Origin of the sequence: uncultured Limosilactobacillus sp., from assembly GCF_934202705.1 — a bacterium.
Lineage (GTDB): Bacteria > Bacillota > Bacilli > Lactobacillales > Lactobacillaceae > Limosilactobacillus.
The window spans coordinates 100,160-118,067 of sequence record NZ_CAKPYE010000005.1; the positions used below are offsets into that span (position 1 = coordinate 100,160).

The 17,908-nt window shown below is 37.1% G+C and carries 16 protein-coding genes; 5 read left to right on the forward strand and 11 right to left on the reverse strand.

Annotated features, from left to right (window positions below):
• Positions 1-4: 4 nt before the first annotated feature.
• A complete protein-coding gene (nrdH, locus tag Q0C76_RS04495; RefSeq protein ID WP_295730237.1) occupies positions 5-253 on the reverse strand; it encodes a glutaredoxin-like protein NrdH in 249 nt (82 codons plus the stop codon).
• Between the two features lie 192 nt (positions 254-445).
• On the opposite strand from nrdH, the gene Q0C76_RS04500 reads away from it, so the two are divergent.
• The 3 genes from Q0C76_RS04500 to Q0C76_RS04510 all read left to right on the forward strand — a co-directional run bounded on the left by Q0C76_RS04500 (position 446) and on the right by Q0C76_RS04510 (position 1,439).
• Positions 446-814 (forward strand): hypothetical protein, encoded by a 369-nt coding sequence (locus tag Q0C76_RS04500; protein ID WP_295730240.1) that lies wholly within the window; start codon positions 446-448, stop codon positions 812-814.
• An 86-nt stretch (positions 815-900) separates the two neighbouring features.
• Positions 901-1,158 carry a type II toxin-antitoxin system Phd/YefM family antitoxin gene (locus Q0C76_RS04505; protein WP_295730241.1) on the forward strand — a complete coding sequence of 86 codons (258 nt, stop codon included), beginning with the start codon at positions 901-903 and terminating at the stop codon, positions 1,156-1,158.
• A 2-nt stretch (positions 1,159-1,160) separates the two neighbouring features.
• On the forward strand, positions 1,161-1,439 hold the full coding sequence (locus Q0C76_RS04510) for a Txe/YoeB family addiction module toxin (RefSeq protein ID WP_295730243.1): 279 nt from the start codon (positions 1,161-1,163) through the stop codon (positions 1,437-1,439).
• Positions 1,440-1,485: 46 nt separating this feature from the next.
• Here the strand turns inward: Q0C76_RS04510 and Q0C76_RS04515 are convergent, their stop codons facing one another.
• From Q0C76_RS04515 to Q0C76_RS04540, 6 genes are all read right to left on the reverse strand, one after another.
• Positions 1,486-1,695 (reverse strand): hypothetical protein, encoded by a 210-nt coding sequence (locus Q0C76_RS04515; RefSeq protein ID WP_295730244.1) that lies wholly within the window; start codon positions 1,693-1,695, stop codon positions 1,486-1,488.
• Between the two features lie 73 nt (positions 1,696-1,768).
• Positions 1,769-5,575 carry an SspB-related isopeptide-forming adhesin gene (locus tag Q0C76_RS04520; RefSeq protein WP_295730247.1) on the reverse strand — a complete coding sequence of 1,269 codons (3,807 nt, stop codon included), beginning with the start codon at positions 5,573-5,575 and terminating at the stop codon, positions 1,769-1,771.
• 141 nt (positions 5,576-5,716) lie between these two features.
• Positions 5,717-6,004 carry a helix-turn-helix domain-containing protein gene (locus Q0C76_RS04525; protein WP_295730249.1) on the reverse strand — a complete coding sequence of 96 codons (288 nt, stop codon included), beginning with the start codon at positions 6,002-6,004 and terminating at the stop codon, positions 5,717-5,719.
• A gap of 31 nt (positions 6,005-6,035) precedes the next feature.
• Positions 6,036-6,959: a site-specific integrase gene (locus Q0C76_RS04530; RefSeq protein ID WP_295730251.1), complete on the reverse strand. Its 924-nt coding sequence runs from the start codon at positions 6,957-6,959 to the stop codon at positions 6,036-6,038.
• A 241-nt stretch (positions 6,960-7,200) separates the two neighbouring features.
• Entirely contained in the window at positions 7,201-7,749 is a 549-nt protein-coding gene (locus Q0C76_RS04535; protein WP_295730254.1) for a hypothetical protein, read from the reverse strand.
• Between the two features lie 354 nt (positions 7,750-8,103).
• Positions 8,104-8,664 (reverse strand): hypothetical protein, encoded by a 561-nt coding sequence (locus Q0C76_RS04540; protein ID WP_295730257.1) that lies wholly within the window; start codon positions 8,662-8,664, stop codon positions 8,104-8,106.
• Positions 8,665-8,979: 315 nt separating this feature from the next.
• On the opposite strand from Q0C76_RS04540, the gene Q0C76_RS04545 reads away from it, so the two are divergent.
• Both Q0C76_RS04545 and Q0C76_RS04550 read left to right on the forward strand, forming a co-directional pair.
• A complete protein-coding gene (locus Q0C76_RS04545; protein ID WP_295730259.1) occupies positions 8,980-9,924 on the forward strand; it encodes a GbpC/Spa domain-containing protein in 945 nt (314 codons plus the stop codon).
• 138 nt (positions 9,925-10,062) lie between these two features.
• Entirely contained in the window at positions 10,063-10,893 is an 831-nt protein-coding gene (locus tag Q0C76_RS04550) for a GbpC/Spa domain-containing protein (RefSeq protein ID WP_295730261.1), read from the forward strand.
• A gap of 110 nt (positions 10,894-11,003) precedes the next feature.
• Here Q0C76_RS04550 and Q0C76_RS04555 read toward each other — a convergent pair whose 3' ends face one another.
• From Q0C76_RS04555 to Q0C76_RS04570, 4 genes are all read right to left on the reverse strand, one after another.
• On the reverse strand, positions 11,004-14,135 hold the full coding sequence (locus Q0C76_RS04555) for an SEC10/PgrA surface exclusion domain-containing protein (RefSeq protein WP_295730264.1): 3,132 nt from the start codon (positions 14,133-14,135) through the stop codon (positions 11,004-11,006).
• A gap of 116 nt (positions 14,136-14,251) precedes the next feature.
• Entirely contained in the window at positions 14,252-14,671 is a 420-nt protein-coding gene (locus Q0C76_RS04560) for a helix-turn-helix transcriptional regulator (protein ID WP_295730266.1), read from the reverse strand.
• A 498-nt stretch (positions 14,672-15,169) separates the two neighbouring features.
• On the reverse strand, positions 15,170-15,346 hold the full coding sequence (locus Q0C76_RS04565) for a hypothetical protein (protein WP_295730269.1): 177 nt from the start codon (positions 15,344-15,346) through the stop codon (positions 15,170-15,172).
• Between the two features lies 1 nt (position 15,347).
• Positions 15,348-17,711, reverse strand: coding sequence for a hypothetical protein (locus tag Q0C76_RS04570; RefSeq protein WP_295730272.1), 2,364 nt, complete (start codon positions 17,709-17,711; stop codon positions 15,348-15,350).
• Between the last annotated feature and the right edge of the window lie 197 nt (positions 17,712-17,908).

Below are 17,908 nucleotides of genomic sequence, written 5' to 3' on the forward strand. Positions count from 1 at the left end.
ACTATCACCTGGCCATTCCCATATGACGTTGCTGATCAAGCTTTTTTAACCGGTCTGGCTGGAAACCCGACCATTTTTCGCTTTCATTGATCATGACCACTGGTACTCGTTGAAAGCCTTGGTTAATTAAACTTTGGCGGTATTGAGAATGTTTCGTAATATCTAGGTTGATAAACTTAATATGATGATTAATTAAAAAGTTAGTTGTCATCTTACATTGTGGACAACCCGGTTTAGTAAAAACACGAATCATAATATCACTCCTTAATCTTATTTACTCTCAGAATAAATAAAATTCGAGCAATACAACTTTTCGCCATTTTATGACTTGACAGCTTTTTATGAAGCAATGAATTTGACTTTTGCTTAACGTTTATTTGACTTTTTGGTCAAAGGTAATAAAATAAAGGTAAAAGAAAGTAAAATGAATTGGGAGGAAGTCATCATGGCTGTATTAAAGAACTTTTACAATCAAACTTTCCGCAAAATGGATACCTTTTATTTAATTAGTCGCTACGCTGTATTAATCATCATAGCTGTATTGACCGAACAAAATAACCCTTCGGCTTATAACTTTAAAGAATGGAGTGCACTGGTTGTTCTAGGCCTTTGTTATCCGATTGCAGCTTATCCGTTTCGTCATATTTTCACAATGCAAAAGGTATTAGGTATGGGCAGCACTAATTATGTTATTTTTGTAACGGGGGCCGAGTTTTTAATTTTCCTTATTATCAAATTAATGATCACTTTTTTCATCTTTATGTGGTCACCTTTAATTGCACCAATTACTTTAATTGGAATGTATTTAAAATGAAGTAAATACAGTTATCCTTGAAAAAGTTGACGTACGTATTAACGTACGCTATAATCAAACTAAAATAAAAAGGGAGATAAAATATAATGGACAGCGTATTTACACCAACTAACGCAAGAAAAAATCTATACAACCTCTTAAAACAAGTTAATGATACACACGTTCCGGTTACTATCTCTTCATCGAAAAATGAAGATGCCGTCTTAATTAGTAAAGCTGATTGGGATTCCTTACAAGAAACCATGTATCTTGAAAATGCTGGTGTCGGTAAGATAGTGCGGAAAAGAGAAAAAGATAATAGTGGTTTCACTAACATTGATGAAATTGATTGGGATAAACTTTAAAAATGGAAAACGATAATAGTTTTTACGAAGTTCGCATTAAAAATTCTGCTAAGGCAGACTTAAAAAAAGTCAAACAAAGTAATTTAAAAGAATCATTTAACAAAATTATTGATCAACTAAAAAAGAATCCTTTTAAAGATAATCAAGGTTTTGAAAAACTACAACCGCCGATTTCTGGAAATTATTCCAGAAGAATGAATGTTCAACATCGAGTCGTTTATAAAGTTGATAAAAAGAATAAAATAGTTGATATCTATTCTGCTTGGTCTCACTATGAATAACGAAAAACTCCATCACTTCACAAATTGTGACGGAGTTTTTTTGTTACTAGTGTTTTCTAACCATATCCATTCTTTTAGCAACAATCATGCGTTGAATTACTCTTTCAGGTTCTTTTACTCTAGCTAAGGCTTCAATACACTCCCCTTGCTGGTCAATAGGAATTTGTTTCTCCATTGTATTCCAATTATCAGAACCCTTGATTCCAGCTAAAGAGAACTTTAACTGCTGCAAAGATAAGTTTTGAATTTGTACCATTTTAATCACCTCATTACCAAAAAGAGAGTAGCTAATTGCTACTCTCTTTTACTCATACATGATTTTGTTAATTCTAGTCGATCTTTTGTTTCTTCTTAAAGCCAAATCCAAGTGAACCAATGGCCATTAACAAGCCCATGAGGCCTAATCCAAATAATCCTGAAGATTCATTACCAGTTTGTGGTAATGACTTCTTTTTCGGAGCTGGTTGTGCAGGAGTAACCGCTGCGACAACAGGCTTTGGTGTTTCTGGAGTTGGAGTCTTTGGTGTTAGTTTTGGTGTCACCGGTGTTGGCTTAGGAGTTGGTTTCGGTGTGTGACTGATAAACGTATTGGACAAGTATGGTTTACCGTTGATCCAATTGGTGTATTGGTTCTTAACATCACCGGCTGCAATTCGGGTAAAGAACGCCCGGATATCAGCACCAAATGCTGATTTATCAGTATCCACTTGATCTAAGAATTCCTTGTCAAATTCGTAATCAACTGCACCATTCGTTTCATCAACTGTTTCCTTAACGTACTTGGTAACGTCAGTTCCCTTCTTGAGTACCGTACCATCTTTCAAAGTTACATCAGTAGTTAGAACCGCTTGATACTTATGTTCATATTGATCATGATCCAGATCATAGTCGTCATAATCCCCATATTGGGTTAAAGGATGACCTTCATTTGCAGGAATGATGGCCCCATGAAGAACATAATCAAAAGTTTGGCCAATTTGAATCGTTGCATTATTTTGTAATGTTTGACCGTTACCATCTTCTGCACTCTTCGTTGGAGTCAGTTTTGGTACATTATTAGAAACTACATTAGTAGCATAACCTTGTCCGAAATCGACCTCATAAGCCGTGTTGGTGTAAGTACCGTTGTAAGCATCTTTAACGATCATTGGCATACTTACCGTTACAGAATCACCAGTTTGAACATATTTTGTAAAGTAATCCATCGGATCCTTAGCCGCAGCCACGATAAACGCTCCCTTAATTTGCATGCCGCTCCGTTTAATGGCCGCTTGAACTTCTTTAGGAGCTTGATCGACTGACTGGTAAATTGTGTAAGTTAACCCGTCTACAGCTTTCCCATCTTTATCCTTAGCGGATAATTTACTCGTATCTGCATTTAAAGCATCTTCTGGATAATCATCAATAATGTAGAAGCCCTTAGCAATGTTGTCTTCTGAAGTTTGAATGCCTTTGTATTGATCGTAATCAGCCGTGACTTCATAGATATTAGTAGATCCTGGTAAAACTGTCTTACCGTTGATATCCACACCTTGTTCGTTTAAATCCTTTTTAACCGGCTTTGGATTTTCGGGTGTGGTCAATTCCACCGTGTTTGATGTATATTTAACGCCATTTTGGATTAACGTGTATTGATTTTTGATCTTAACATTAGCTCCATTGACGTAAGCATAAACATCAATAATTGGTGTCGTAACCGCCTTTGAAAGATCAGCATTATACCGATTAATCAAATAACTATCTTCGGTGAAGGTTAGGGTTTGTCCATTTTGCACCAGTTTGATGTGACTAGTCACATCTTCTAACTTACCGTCATCACCAATCACATAAGCTTTAAAGCCCTGGTAAGTTAAATGAGGATCCAGGGTATCAACAGACGCCCGATCAGTAATCTTTTTGGCCCGGTTTTCTGGTAAGTTAGCCGTAGTAAATGGAAAGGTGGTCAACGTACCATTAGCTACAGTTTGACCATTAATGGATTTGTCACCTTTACCTTGAACTTCACCGGCATCAACATCCTTATGTGGATCTGGAGTGGTGGTTGTAACGGTCTTTGGCGTTACATCTAATTGATGGTCACCAATGGTGAGATACCCCTTATTAGTCAATTGGGTTCCTGCTTTCACGTTGTCGTTTAGCTTAAAGGCAACATTAAGCGTGTAGGTGCCATCTTGCAGCCCATCAGTGTTATTCCGAGTCATGGTAACTTTGCCATCCTTGACTGATAGCGTGTAGTTAGCGGTGGTATCCTTACCATTTTCAGTTACCGTAGCACCAGTAACAGTAGCATCAGGAGCTAACTGTGAATAATCATCAGTTAGTGCAAACCCGTTCTTAATCCCATCGTAGTTGTTAATCCCATTCAAGGTTGCTGATACGGAAGCATGAGCAGTGTCCCCATTAAAGTAGACCTTATTATCAGAGTTTTGACCATCTTCCGCCCACTGCTTAGTTGGTGTTGTGGTTACATTTAGATTCGTGTAGTGGTAATTAATTGTTTCATTAGCTGGGCTATGATGTAATTTCGCTACATCGAAATGATAGTGAAGTTCAGTAGATTTTTTCAATGGAACGGTAACGCCACCAAAATTATTAGTTGTTACTCCATCAAACTCATCACTAGCATGTAATCCATTATTATCTAACCAATTACCAACAGATGGTGATGACCAGATATCTGTATACCGAATTTTGACATGATTACCAGTAACCTTAAATAAACCTTCACGGTAGTAATTTTCAACATTGTCAAAATTCCGACTACCATATTGAATCTTGGCACCTTTACTTGAATCTGTGTTGTTAGTATCTGCATACAATAGATTACCATCATGAACCATAATAGAAGAGCCTGGCAAGTGGAGTGCTTGTCCATCAGACAATAATTGCACCCCTTCACTATCTAAACCATTATGATCCCATGATTCCATTCCTCCGGCAGATAGATATGCATTATCGCCAAACGTAATTTGATTACCATTGTCGTCGTAATACGTGTAGTCAATATCCAATGAATTACCGCTAATACTAAAGAATCCCGAAGGGTCATTAGGAATTTGCACAATTCCGGTATACTTACCATCCTTTAAGTTGTATTTCAGATCCGACAATACAGCAATGACTTTGACAATTTTATGCCCTTGATAAACAGTATTGTTTAGATTTGTCCAAGTAATTGTAGCAAAGTCTCCTGGAATATTTTGTGTGCCCACTAGTAAATTGGTGTGATTATTAGTACCGTTAGTAGTTTTATAAGATGAATCAATTTGAATATGGGCATTTCTTTCGTTATTAAACGCCAACGCTTGCTGAAGCTTAGCTAAATCAATTCCAGTTTCGTCTGAGTTAAGGCCCACTTCCTTAATTGCCTGTTTAAGTTTATTGATGGTATCAACATATTGAGCATATTCTTTTTCATAGTTAGAGTTATTCTGATTCTGAGTAGCGATAGCATTATTAATGTCAGAAACTTGCTTTGAGTAATCACTTTCGGCATCTTTTTTCCATGCATCGACTGAATTATCATCAGCCTGAATATTACTAATCTTCGGGTTATCCTTAATAACTGTAATACCAGGAGTAGATTGCGCTTGTTTTACAGCATTTTCCAATGAAGTTGAATCAGCAATAGCATTATCATACTTTTTAATATTTTCTTTTTCATGATTATATTGATCCACTTGCTGATTAATCTTCTGAGTTTGATCAGAATAATCTTTAGTAATTTGGTCAGACTTTTGATTAATCTGATCTTGACCAACTGTTGCTGACTGGGTTGGATCTTGATGCACATTTGTGATACCAGAATCCTTAGCCTTCTGTACAGCTTGATCAAGCTGACTATGGTCAATATTCACCGGTACCGAATTCGTTGAACTTCCCCCATTGCTATTCTCTTGACTATCACTTGTATTAGCCGTAGTTGAGGTTACTGCATTACCCCCTGCTTTAGTTTCTGCAGTTGATGAATTAGCACCTGTAGTGTTTTCATCAGCATGTGCGACAGTTGTCACCCCTGCTCCAGCTAAAGTCAAAGTTGTAACCATGGCCGTTAGCCATAATTTACCGGACTTATACATCTTGAAGTGAGGCTTTTTATCTACAATAAATGGTTGTGTTTTTTCTTTTACAATCATGTATGAGCTCTCCTTTTGTTTAAAATTTATTTACACCATAAAAAATAAACAAAAAAAATAAATTACAAACTTTCGCCATTTTTTCGCCAAAAATTCGTAATTTATTAAAACTCATTTTTAATTGTACTATCTGAAACCCTTTTATACTGCAACTGGTTCAAACTTAACTGTCAATTGTTGATTGGTGGCGTCTGCAATCTCATTAAGAACGCTAATAGAAACGTTCATTTTACCACTTTCAATTCTAGCAATTGTCGACTGTGGTTTCCCAACTAGTTTTGCAAATTCACGTTGTGTCATTCCCAATTTATCACGAAGATTACGGACTTCAACCGCAACCTGCAATTGTTGATTTTCTTCCTTATATTCTCTAGCAAAATCATCACTTTTTTTACTTCGCTTTGCAATATATTCATCAATCTTGCTCATGCCGATGACTCCTTTCCATTTCTATATATTGCTATGCTAATCGGATCATATTTTCGATGATTTTATAGTTATCTTTAACTTCCAGTTCTTTTACAACGTGCAAATAAGTATTTTGTGTAGTTATTGTATTAGCATGTCCTAACCGCTTAGATACCGATGGGATTGACACCCCGTCATAAATTAGCAAACTAGCATGCGTATGTCTTAAGCCATGCACTGATATAATTGGGATTTGAGCTAGTTTGCAATATTTTCTTAAATGATAGTTAACCGTCGAGGTGTATATTTTCTTATTATTGTAGAGGAAAATCGGCTGATCATCTGGAACGTCAGCAATTAATTTCTGAAACTGCTCACAAGTAATCGTGTCTAGTTTAATCACTCGAACTGAAGATTTATTCTTGGTTGGTTGAAAATGCCCCCTTTGGCTTTTGTAGTCCCATGTTTTATTAATACTAAGCATCTCATTTTCAAAATCAAAGTCTGCGGGAGTTACCCCCAATGCTTCGGCATATCGCATGCCTGTTTTTGCAATTAATAATAATAACCAATCCATATTAATTTCTTGTCCTAGTTTAAATTGCAAAATTAGTTTCTTTAATTCAAGCAGGCTTAAATACTTAATCTTCTTAGGACGAGGATCCTTTCCCTTTAGAATTAAGTGCCGGGTAGGATCTTTATCAATAAGTCCGTCCTCTAAGGCATCCATCAAAGCGGATTTACAATGATGATGAAAATCTCGCACTGTTAATCTCTCATGAGTGAGTGCATAGTCATTGATTAATTTTTGATAAGTGAAATGATCCAAGTCACATAATCGGATATGAGGAATCCTGATGGTTAATTCTTTAAGTACTAATTGGTACTTCTCAAAGGTGACTTTACGTACTGCCCCTTCTTTATACTGATGTATCCAACTTTTATAATACTGATAAAATAACATTTTACTATTCATAGTAAAACCTCCCTATATTTTTCACAAAAATTTTACTATGAATATTATGTCTGATTTCCATGGTATAATAAAAAAAGTGCACTGGCGACCACCAATGCACGAGTTGTCAACTGAGGAGCTGATACCCTTGAGGGTGACTCTGTTGCGCTTGGCTGGTGGTGTATTGCCGTACACCAGAACAAGAGCGCTACCGTTAAGCTATCAGCCTAATTGTTGAAGTAATATAATTCTTTAACTACGGTTATATTATAGCAGGGTTTAGCGACTTTGACGATCGTCTAGTTTCTTCACTAGGCGATTTTTTTGTACTTTCATACTCAAATAAAGCGATATCTTTTACATCGAAATGATAGTTAATATTTGCTGTTTTTTGAATTGGTTTAGCAGGAACATTAGACTTCACAGGGGGCACTGGCAGTTTTACAGAAGCGAGAACTCCTCCTTTTACCCAAACTGGCCAATTTGTTTTTCCTGCAACAACTCCATTTGGATCCTCGCTTGTTCTATAACGATCCCAAATAGAAATTAAAGTCCAAGTGCCATCTCCATTATCTAATGCTTCATATGGAACTAGATTCAAATTATACTTAGTTGACTGATTCCAATCATTTCTATGTATATAAGCACCTAAAGCATTGTTTTTAACCAAATTCCATATATAATCGACACTCGCCCCTGGCACATCACTTCCTTCTTTGGAAACTGCTCCTATAAATTTACCTGTCTCAACAGGCAATGAACCTTTTGGGAGTGCACACACATAAGTGTCAAAGAAACCATAATCAGGCATGTCAGCTCTACCTGGGCGTTCTGATGAACCATGCGTAATGTCTAACTTGACGTTAGTTACGATTACTTTTGATTTCACAAGATCATAATGCCAAGTAACGTCATAATTAATGGTTACGTTATAGTTACCACCGTTTGTTGCATGTTGTGAGCCAACAGCATGTTGATCTGCTTCTAATGATTTAAGTTGGCTATTATATTCGGTTAATTTTTCTTCATAGTTTTGCTGAATCTCACTATTATTTTGATTCCATTTGTCTAATTCTTCGTCATATTCTTTGTTATTTCGAATCTGAGTAGTGATATTAAATCAAACTTTACTTTCACTTACGAAAGCAGAAAAACCTTCCATAAATTAACTGCAGTTAATATTTACATCGAAATGATAGTGAATTTCTGAAGATTTTCGCATTGGAACTTCAATGTTCTTCTTCAAATTACCATTTCGCCATTGAATATGCCAATTATGATGTGTGTCGTCGTTAGTATTACCTCGCATTAACGTTTTAAAAATGGTAAATGTACCATCACTGTTACGATTGACCGTGTATGGAACAATTCCTGAATCATTATAGTGAATTGAGTACTCCTCGCTTTTATTATTTTGAGCAGTAAAAGCAAATACATCCTTCTTATTCAGACCATATTTTGACCAAAGCGAATCACCAGTGACACCTGGTATGTCTCCATTTGGATAAGCAAAATCCCCGGTTTCTTGAGGCAAGTTGGCATTAGGATTAGCTATAATAATGGCGTCCCAAAAGCCACCACCCTTTTGTGTTGGTTCTTCTCTCGATAAATGGAAGTTAATAGAGGTAACCACAATTTGATCAGTATCTGGCTTGTAATGATAGGTGGCAGTATAGGTATAATCAAACTTGAAGTAACCATTCTTACCATCGGTTCCCCAATTCAAAGTTCCAGATCCTGAAATGGTTTGATCACTTTCGAGTTTTTTTATTTCCTTTGCATAATCATTGTTGTTTCGAATCTGAGTAATAAAAGTAAATATCAATAAAAGTACTAGTATTTTGATTAGTAACATTAACAACTCAACAATATTTATAGATAATTGTTCGTTTAATTTTCATACAATTAGTTAGAAAAACAGCAAATTACTAATCCTACTCAGAATCAAGAAGCAGCGGCTTATCAAAAACAGTTAGACGATTACAAAAAGAAACTGAACAATAATCAAGTAGCTGCCAACTCCATTATTCAAGATCTTAAATTGGGGAATGAGCCTAACGCTAAGGTTTCGTTTTCCGTTGATGATTCATCTGTTACTGCTGTTGCAGTAACACGTAATCCTAACGATGATTCAACCATTTTTCCAGATATCTGGCCAAACTCAAAGGGATCAAAAGGTGAACACGCTGTGGGTCAATCTGGATATGTATATGTAACTGTTCCTAACAACGTCAACGGGAATGCTGTTACAGTAACCTTCGACAATTTACAAAACAGTAGCTATCTTGGTCATAAGATTTCAAAAATCGTGACGGTTTTCCATGATTTAGTAGTTGACGGTGGATCAAACCATCGAATCGCTATCTCTAATAATCCTTACTATGGTATTTTTGTTGTGGGCGTTACCAATACAGGAGTAAAACGCTACTATTACGATGAAAAAGGAAATCGCATTACCTTTAATGATGGTGAAGACGGTGGTGGTGCTTGGCTGACAGCAGGTTCTCTTAATGCTGGATCTGGTCGAACGGAAGAAGCTCAACTAACATCTAGTGGAAAAGCTTATGGATTTTATGGTTCTACAGTAACGGTTCACAATAATAACTTAATTTACTCAGATCATGTTAACGAACCAGGAGCAGACTTAACTCCGGCTGGCAAAACTGGTTTTGGTGATGGAACTTTGGCACCAGGGCTTAATCAAGAAAATAAATGGTGGGACACAGATCAAGGGTTAAATGATCCCAACGCTTATATGGGGGCTGGTGTTTTCCATGTAACCGGTGATTACACAGATGTAAACTTTACTGTTACGTCATCGTATAATCAATTTAATTCGTGGTTTACGTTATCTACACTAATTCCTCAAGATGGTTTCAAAATTACTCCACCAACCAATACTGTTCACTATCATTTCGATGTAAGAACTAAACTCCCTTTATTTAAGGATGATTATCCAGCTTTCGTAAGTGAAAGCAAATTTTGATTTAATATCACTACTCAGAAACAAGCTTGGAGTAAATGGAATGAAGATAACAGCACAAGTAACGCTATTATTTCAGACCAAATTCAACAACATTTAATATTAGGCCATGAACCACAGGCTACTTCGAATATCAAAGTTGTGACTGGAAACCTTATTTCAAAAAATGATTGGGGTACTTATGATTGGGGAGCTTCTTCAAGTGAAGGAGGTTCTCAGACTGATAGCAATACTACGTATGTCATTCATGAGCAAGGACCAGTGGCTGGAACTGTAGCTACCATTACTTACAGTAATCTAAAAAACTCTTACTATTTAGACGAAAATGGCACTAAGCATCAAATATCAAAGATTGTGAGAACATTCAGCAACCTTTTAGGTACAAGTAGAAAGCATTGGGCTGACGTTAACTATCATACTAGTCCTAATTTATATAACAACGCTAACCCAGCATTGGTAATTTACGGCGACCCTACTGACGGTTTTTGGTATAACTGGTCGGACGGTGTTACGCTGCGTGACCAATTTTATGATGAACAAGGCAACACTATCAATATGAGTAAGAATGCTTATGTTTCCATTTCGTCATTAAACAATGAATATCGCCCCGAGTATAGTGATGATCCTGACAATTCTCATGTGGAAGGAGTTAAAGTGATTTCAGGTGGAAGGGCTTTAGCTTTAGCTGGTTCTTCAATATCAGTTCACGATGATAATGAATTGTATAGTGACACAAATAATTCGCAGAATCAACCTACCCAGTACAAAGACTGGGACAGCAGGAAAAGTCCTTATCAATTCTACGGTTCAGGAATTGTTAAATTAAACGGATCGGATTTAGAACTACGATTTTTCACACGAGGAAACAATAAAGATGTTGCTTCAAACGTTTGGGCTTATTACTCTACGATTATTCCTCAGACAGATAATCCTAGAGATACTATTCACTATCATTTCGATGTAACTAAATAATAGCTATTGTAGCGTGCTTAAACCACAGAAAAAGCACCTCCTAGATTTGATCTAAGAGATGCTTTTTTAGTTGGCTTACATATCAAACTAGTTGAATCGGCATATTAAGACTAGTTCCGCTTACGTAAGCCAAGAACAGCTAACATACTTACCATCACTAATCCTAAACCAGCTAATGCAGAAGTGTTTTCGTTACCAGTTTGTGGTAAGGAAGTCTTCTTATTATTAGTGGCATTAGCACTGGCTAAAGTTTTGGTAGTTTGTGAGTTACCATTTAAGCTTAAGTCAGCAACTAATTCACCATTGGCATTGTAAACTCGACCATTTTTAACTGACCAACCGTCAACTGGATTTCCATTAGCATCCAGAACCCGACCATTTACAATTTGGTAGCCATTTGGTAAGGATACGGAAACATTGTTTTTAGCTGGTTGAGCTAAAACATGTAATACTACATGTACTGTCCGATGTGATCCATCAGGGAAAGTAATCAAAACATCTTCAGTGTGATCACCATTAACTTTTGAATCAGCTAGTACTTGGTTAAGATCAGCCCAGGTTGCTTTAGTTCCAGCAGGAATCTTACCATCCCAGTTAGCTAAGGTCGTTGTTCCCTGATCAGCGCTAGCTGGTAAAACAATAAAGACTGAAGCTGCTGTAGTTGAGTTTTGACTAGTATCAGTAGTCAATTCAAAACCATTAGTGATTTGTGGAGTTGGTAGCTCATCGCCATTATGAATGGTGTATTCAGGAGTAACGGTAACATGATCACCGTAAATCATATCATCAGTCCATAAGCTAGCCTTTGCTTGATCAACGTCTTGTTGAGCTGACTTTACCGCATCTGTGGCAGTCTGCACAGCAGCCTTTGCACTATCAACATCTTTTTGAAGAGCAGCTAATTTCTTTGCATCATCATCTAACTTTTGGTTAGCTTGATCATAAGCAGCTTGTTTAGTAGTCAGTTCCTGCTTAGCATTAGCTAACAATTGAGGAGCGTTTTGTAAGTCAGTTAAACTCTTTTTCAGACTGGATAATGTAGCTTGATCATTGGTTAGTTGATCTTTTGCCGTTTGTACAGTTTGTTGCTTTTGAACTAAATCATCATTAGCATTTTGAAGAGCAGCTTGCTTGTTGCTGAGGTTTTGCTTAGCCTCATCCAATGCTTTTTGTTCAGTTGCCAACTGAGTTTTAGCCTTATCAACATTTGCTTGCTTAGTAGCAAGATCTGCTTGATAAGCATCCAATGTACTCTTTGCCTGAGCTTGAACATCAGTATCATTTTGCAAAGTAGTCTTAAGAACACCTAATTGAGTTGTGGCAGCATCTAGAGTTTGCTTAGCATTATCAGCTTTAGTTTGAGCTGGAGATACAGCATTATTAGCATTGTCTAATGCAGCCTTTGCTGAAGAAAGCTCACTTTGTGCAGTTTCATTAGCTGTCTTTTTAGCTGATTCATTATTTTGCGCATTAGTTAGTTGCGTTTGATCGTTACCTAACTTAGTGGTTACAGTAGCCTTTTGTGCTTCCAGTTCAGATAAACGATCTGGAACTGCAACATTAGTAGTAGCTAATTGGTCATACTTGCTATTAGCAACAGAATTATTGGAAGTGCTGTCCGTATCAACGTCTGATACAGTAATAAAGTGCAGCTGATCCATTGAATCAACCATAACTCCTAATGCTTCAGACTTAGCACCAACTGAATTTTTCATTAACCCCGTTAAAGCAGTTGCGTGTCCCCAATCACTACCTTTGTCATCAAATAACATAGATACAATCATCGAGTAAAGATTTTGTTTTACTTGGTCAAGAGTCTCCGTATGAGTTTGAGGCTTAAGATTTTCTGGATTCCCATCCCAATTGGAGGAACCTAGTGACTCATATGATTGATGATAAGTATCATCTAACGTTGCATGTTGTAATCCGTAATCTGCCGCTACTCTATTGATAGCTTGAACATCATGCCAATTTTTTGTAAACATATTCCACGCATCGCTATCATAAGCAGCTGCAATAGATTTAGCAAAGGCCAAGCTCCCATTATTAATGGTTAATTCAGGCATTCCAAATGCTTTCCGGATCGGGTTTAACAATTGAGCAACAAATTGCGTCAATTCCGTTTCTTCCTTATCACTTAACTGATTATTTGGCCCGTATGTTAACGTTACATTCTGATCAGTCTTACTGTGCTTGTAAGAATTAGAAAGTCCTGCATTCTTGTATGCTTCAACAGCTTCCTTATTAGCATCACTAGGATCATTTTCATAGTTCTTCAAAGCTTCTACATAGCCAGCCGGTAAAGTGATTTTATTGATGCTGTTAAGATCATCATTAATGTTCTTTAAATCAGTATTATCCTTGTCAACTGCGGATTGAGCTTCCTTAGTTGCCGTTTGGGCATTTTGATAATTGATCGCTGCTGTGGTAGCCGCATCATTTTTATCGTTGTAGTTGCTTTGAGCAGTTTGAGCGTTCTTCTTGGCTTCGTCTAATGCATTATCCGCACTTTGCTTAGCATCATTAGCTTCGTCAACCGCCTTTTGTTGATCATTAACTGCATTTTGGTCAGCATTTACTTTAGCGGTAGCATCATCATAAGCTTTTTGTGCCTTACCAGAGTTAGAATTATTCAAAATATCCTGGGCGTTGTTTAGGTTATTTTGGGCCTTGTTAACCGTGTCGGTTTGATTATCAACTGTCTTTTGTGCACCATCGACATCGTTCTGAGCTTTTGAAACACCTTGCTGAGAAGTGGTTACATTATCATTAGCGGTCTTGATGGCAGCTTGATCATTATTGATCTTCGTGTTTTGATCTTCAACCGCTTTCGATGCTTGCTTAATGGCATCTGGAGTAGCTTTATCAGCATTGGCTTGCGCTTCGTTAACCTTGCTCTGCGCATCATCAACCGCTGACTTAGCGTTATTAGTAGCCGTTTGACTATTATTGACAACTTGTTGTTGGGCATCAGCCTTACTTTGGGCATCATTTAAAGCTTTGTTGGCACTATCAGCACTTTGGTTGGCTTGGTTTAAGCCCGCCTTAGCGTCGTCATAATTTTGTTGAGCCTTCTTGGCTTCTTGTTGCCGTTGGGAAACCACTTGTTGAGCCGGAACAGTGGCTTCATGATTAGTATCCGTACTATCAGCCTTGGCCGTGTTGGTTGTTGCCACAACTCCAGTAACAGTGGCTAAAGTAGCACCAGTTAGAACAGCTAATTTCTTTTCTTGCCGATTCATATTTGATCTCCTCCTAATCTTTAATTAATATCCTTGAATCAGTTTACAATTATATTTTACATCTATTTTACTATTTGTCAATAATATTTTTTAATAAAGTTGAATTAATGTTAATTTTAAATTCCCCAACCGCTCATTCGTGACATTAAAACCTGGAGAAACTCGGAATTGTTCTGCCGAAGTTCCATTTCTAAAGTTCTCGCAACCCGTTTTGTATAGTCGCTTGCTTCAGTATTCTTAAGACCACTTTCAATCAACGCTATTAATTCATTTTGTGTTCGTTCAAATCGCTGATTAGTGGTTTCTGCATGCTTCAGTAATTGTAGGATTTCAGATTGCTGTTCTTTTGCATCATGGAAAATCTCTGATAACTTCGGCATTCGCTCTAATGGAATGGTTTCAGGATGCTCTGCATAATTTTTAATCGTTTGCCGGGTCAATCCCATCTTCTCTGCTACCACTTTTTGTGTTAAACCAAATTCCTTTGGGTTTTTAAGGAGTTCGACGGCCTCCTCAAATTGCGACAATTTACGCATATCATCACCCCTTCCACATCTTATTTAACATCTATTATACAACGATTATTCCTTTTTTCAATGTAATCATGTTATTAGGGTTAAATATAAGTCAATTTAAAAAGCTAGGCCCTAATTCGAGTCTAGCCTGAAATGATTGTTGCGTCTATTTCATTACCTATCTTAGCAGCACTTATCTTTTTGGTATATAAGTTTAAATAAAAAAGGCGGGTACCAAACGGTATCCACCTAAGCCAGCTTATGAGCTAGAAAGCACTCATTGCACACGGCCTAATCATCTTGACAGCTATATTATAGCATACCTTATTTATGATACAATACTAATTGCACATTTAAGCAGGCTTAGAAAACCTGACTAGTGCCAGAAAGGAGGTTACCTCCAATGTGGCATTTGTGCCTAATCATTTTGATCGTGCCTAGTAAGCACGTTAAACACCTAATTAAGTGGCTGCTCAAGTAGCACCCGTAGCGCTTGTTTCTCCGGAAATGGGCGCTTTTCTATTGCCTAATTTGAAGTTCGTTATGTGTATCATAACACAATGAACACACATCACCAACCTGATAGTTGCTATTCGGCAAAATGATATTCACTCTTTCTCGTCCCGGTAGCAACATCACACTACCAACACCATACTTAATAAATGTAATTAATCCAAGATTATTACTGGCGGTCATTTTATCGTTCCCTCCCTTTTGATTGGTGCATTGCGGCAATTTCTTGAATTGGTTTCCTAGTCTGTTGGCGATTGAGTTGACGAACTAACCCTTTTTCACACCGCTTAGCTTGATCGGCTGCATGCAAATACAAGTTAGCCATACCGTTTTGATCTAATTTAGCCTGCTTGATGGTTACTAAATCATCATTAGAAAAGCGAAAGGCTTTCACCTCGGTGTTCCCGCCTAAACTACTTCGCTTTTGTAAAATCCAGCGACTAATCTTATTTTCGAGTTTGGCAACTGAATCCTTATTATGATCAGGAATGATCTTTTGCAGAAAATCTTCGGCCATCTTGGGTTGCATAATTAAATGTTCATTGTCTTCTTTAGGCACTGCCTTAACAACCCGGGAATACTTATTTAAATCCTGCCAAGCCTTTTCTTTTAGTTCGTCAGCACTGAATAGTTTTCCGGTCTGCCACTTATGATTACTAGTTGGCACATAGCCATACATATATTTCAAATCTTTAAAGCTATTAATTCCTAACCCTTGATCTTCTAGTTGCTTCACGGTAACCAATTGACTTGGCATTTTATCTTGCCACAAGTCATAAGCTAATACCCGATTAACATTGTTAATCCCTAAAGTTTTACCAGTTACATTGATGAGCCGTTCCATGGTTTCTGGTGTCTTAGTCCACTTATGAAGCATTTCAAATGAGTACTTTTGTAAATGATCAAGCGACTGTAAACTCTGATCTCGATGACGGGCTGAAGCTGAAAAATCAAATGATTTTTGCGGTTCTCTAGAAGAATCAAAGTTTAATGCTTGTCGTAACCCCTTAAATTCTTTCATATTATCAAAATAGTCAGTTAATTGTTTACGGTTATCTTTTGTAAAGGCCGTATATTCTGGGCTACCATGATCTAAACTATACTCATAGTCTTTTCCAATTAAATTTCCTTCTAAACCAGCATCATGAGCATACAATTCAAAAGCTCTTGCAAAAACTTCCGTTGGTGTAGAATAATATCCTAATTTTGCATCACCTTTTAATTTAGTGGCTAGATTTTTCTGATAATCGTTTAGAATTGGTGCAAAGCGTTCTTGTAACGATAATGGAGTCTGCTCTGGATGTAACTGAAAATCTAAATAATGACCATATTCATGAATAAAAGAACTATAACCGGCTTTTTCCTTTGTTCCATTCTCGGGTTGATTAGCATAGATTTCTCCAGGTTGTCTAAAATCAACCACTAACGTATTTAAATTAGGAACATACAAGCCAGATGCCTTATGGTTTCCTAGTTTTCGGAGTCGAAGCATCGGCGATTGCTTACCACTAGGTAGTTTATTAATTAACCGGCCCATTTCTCGTTCAAAGTCACTAAACTTTGCTAAGTCAACATCATTGTCCAATTCCAAGCCAGAAAAGAACTTGTTAAGCGAGCTAGATTGCATAATCTTCTGGGTAGCTTTATTAACATGTTTCTTGTCTTCCCACGATTTGGCATGAGTTTCTTTTTCAATTGAAGCATTATATTGTTGCTGCTGCACGATATTGTAAGTTGTCGTTAAATATTGGTTAATAAAATCGCAGCAACGGTTTTTAAACCATGCTCCTTCATGTTGACTTTGAAAAAGGTTATATTCTTCGTATTGTTGATATTTCCTGGCAACTTCTGGATGATGATCGAGAAAGCTTTGTTTCCAATGACGGGCTCTGCCTTCTCCAATCGACTCGGTATTCTCCATAAATTCAGCTGGCGTCATGTCCGCATATACTTCTGTCGATTTTTCAAAGTAGAACTTTGCATTACTTTTCCCGGAATATTCATGACTAGTTAATCTATACAGGAAATCTTTAAAGTCTTCCGGTTCAATCTTATTATGAAATTTTGGATCTGCCCGATTCCATTCATTAATTACATCATGTACTAATTTTCCATAGCCCAAGGTGTAGTTAGCATTACCCATGTAAAAATTAATCCCACTATTCCGCATAACATAACGAATACTCTGCCTCGACCATGATTTATTTTCAGGGTCAAGTAAGAAATATTGGGTTCGCTGTCCCTTAGAGCTTTCCGTTTTAATTTCAAAAATATCCTTACCGGTTCCTAAACCGCCAAATTTATCATTCATTGTTTGGGTTCGTTGAATACTGGTAATCTTCGTCTCACGACCAGTATTAATCAGTAAGCTCTTAATAGCATCTGCATAGTCTTGCTCCGTCCAATCACCATTTTTATCCACATAAGCTGCGGCTTTCCTAAATCCAGTAAATAGCGTATCTTTATCTGTAATACTTAATTTACTTTGACGATTAATACCATATTTTCTTTTCATTAGAGTGTTTAAGGGATTTTCTGGTTCACTCATGCTTGTTCACCTCAACCGTTTTTCCTCTAACAATAATGAAGAACCATAATATTCAACTAATCGCCAATAATTCCGATAATAAAAGCGCCCATCTCCGAGGAAATGAGCGCTTCGGGTGCTACTTGAGCAGCCACTTGATTCTTAATTCACGAGGATTATTAGCCGATGTGCAAAATGGTTTCAGTTGGATATTTAAA

What these genes read in the sequence shown, in the direction of transcription:
- nrdH (WP_295730237.1), bottom strand. Translation starts at nt 253, where the DNA reads ATGATTCGTGTTTTTACTAAACCGGGTTGTCCACAATGTAAGATGACA.
- Q0C76_RS04500 (WP_295730240.1), top strand. Translation starts at nt 446, where the DNA reads ATGGCTGTATTAAAGAACTTTTACAATCAAACTTTCCGCAAAATGGAT.
- Q0C76_RS04505 (WP_295730241.1), top strand. Translation starts at nt 901, where the DNA reads ATGGACAGCGTATTTACACCAACTAACGCAAGAAAAAATCTATACAAC.
- Q0C76_RS04510 (WP_295730243.1), top strand. Translation starts at nt 1,161, where the DNA reads ATGGAAAACGATAATAGTTTTTACGAAGTTCGCATTAAAAATTCTGCT.
- Q0C76_RS04515 (WP_295730244.1), bottom strand. Translation starts at nt 1,695, where the DNA reads ATGGTACAAATTCAAAACTTATCTTTGCAGCAGTTAAAGTTCTCTTTA.
- Q0C76_RS04520 (WP_295730247.1), bottom strand. Translation starts at nt 5,575, where the DNA reads ATGATTGTAAAAGAAAAAACACAACCATTTATTGTAGATAAAAAGCCT.
- Q0C76_RS04525 (WP_295730249.1), bottom strand. Translation starts at nt 6,004, where the DNA reads ATGAGCAAGATTGATGAATATATTGCAAAGCGAAGTAAAAAAAGTGAT.
- Q0C76_RS04530 (WP_295730251.1), bottom strand. Translation starts at nt 6,959, where the DNA reads ATGAATAGTAAAATGTTATTTTATCAGTATTATAAAAGTTGGATACAT.
- Q0C76_RS04535 (WP_295730254.1), bottom strand. Translation starts at nt 7,749, where the DNA reads ATGCCTGATTATGGTTTCTTTGACACTTATGTGTGTGCACTCCCAAAA.
- Q0C76_RS04555 (WP_295730264.1), bottom strand. Translation starts at nt 14,135, where the DNA reads ATGAATCGGCAAGAAAAGAAATTAGCTGTTCTAACTGGTGCTACTTTA.
- Q0C76_RS04560 (WP_295730266.1), bottom strand. Translation starts at nt 14,671, where the DNA reads ATGCGTAAATTGTCGCAATTTGAGGAGGCCGTCGAACTCCTTAAAAAC.
- Q0C76_RS04565 (WP_295730269.1), bottom strand. Translation starts at nt 15,346, where the DNA reads ATGACCGCCAGTAATAATCTTGGATTAATTACATTTATTAAGTATGGT.
- Q0C76_RS04570 (WP_295730272.1), bottom strand. Translation starts at nt 17,711, where the DNA reads ATGAGTGAACCAGAAAATCCCTTAAACACTCTAATGAAAAGAAAATAT.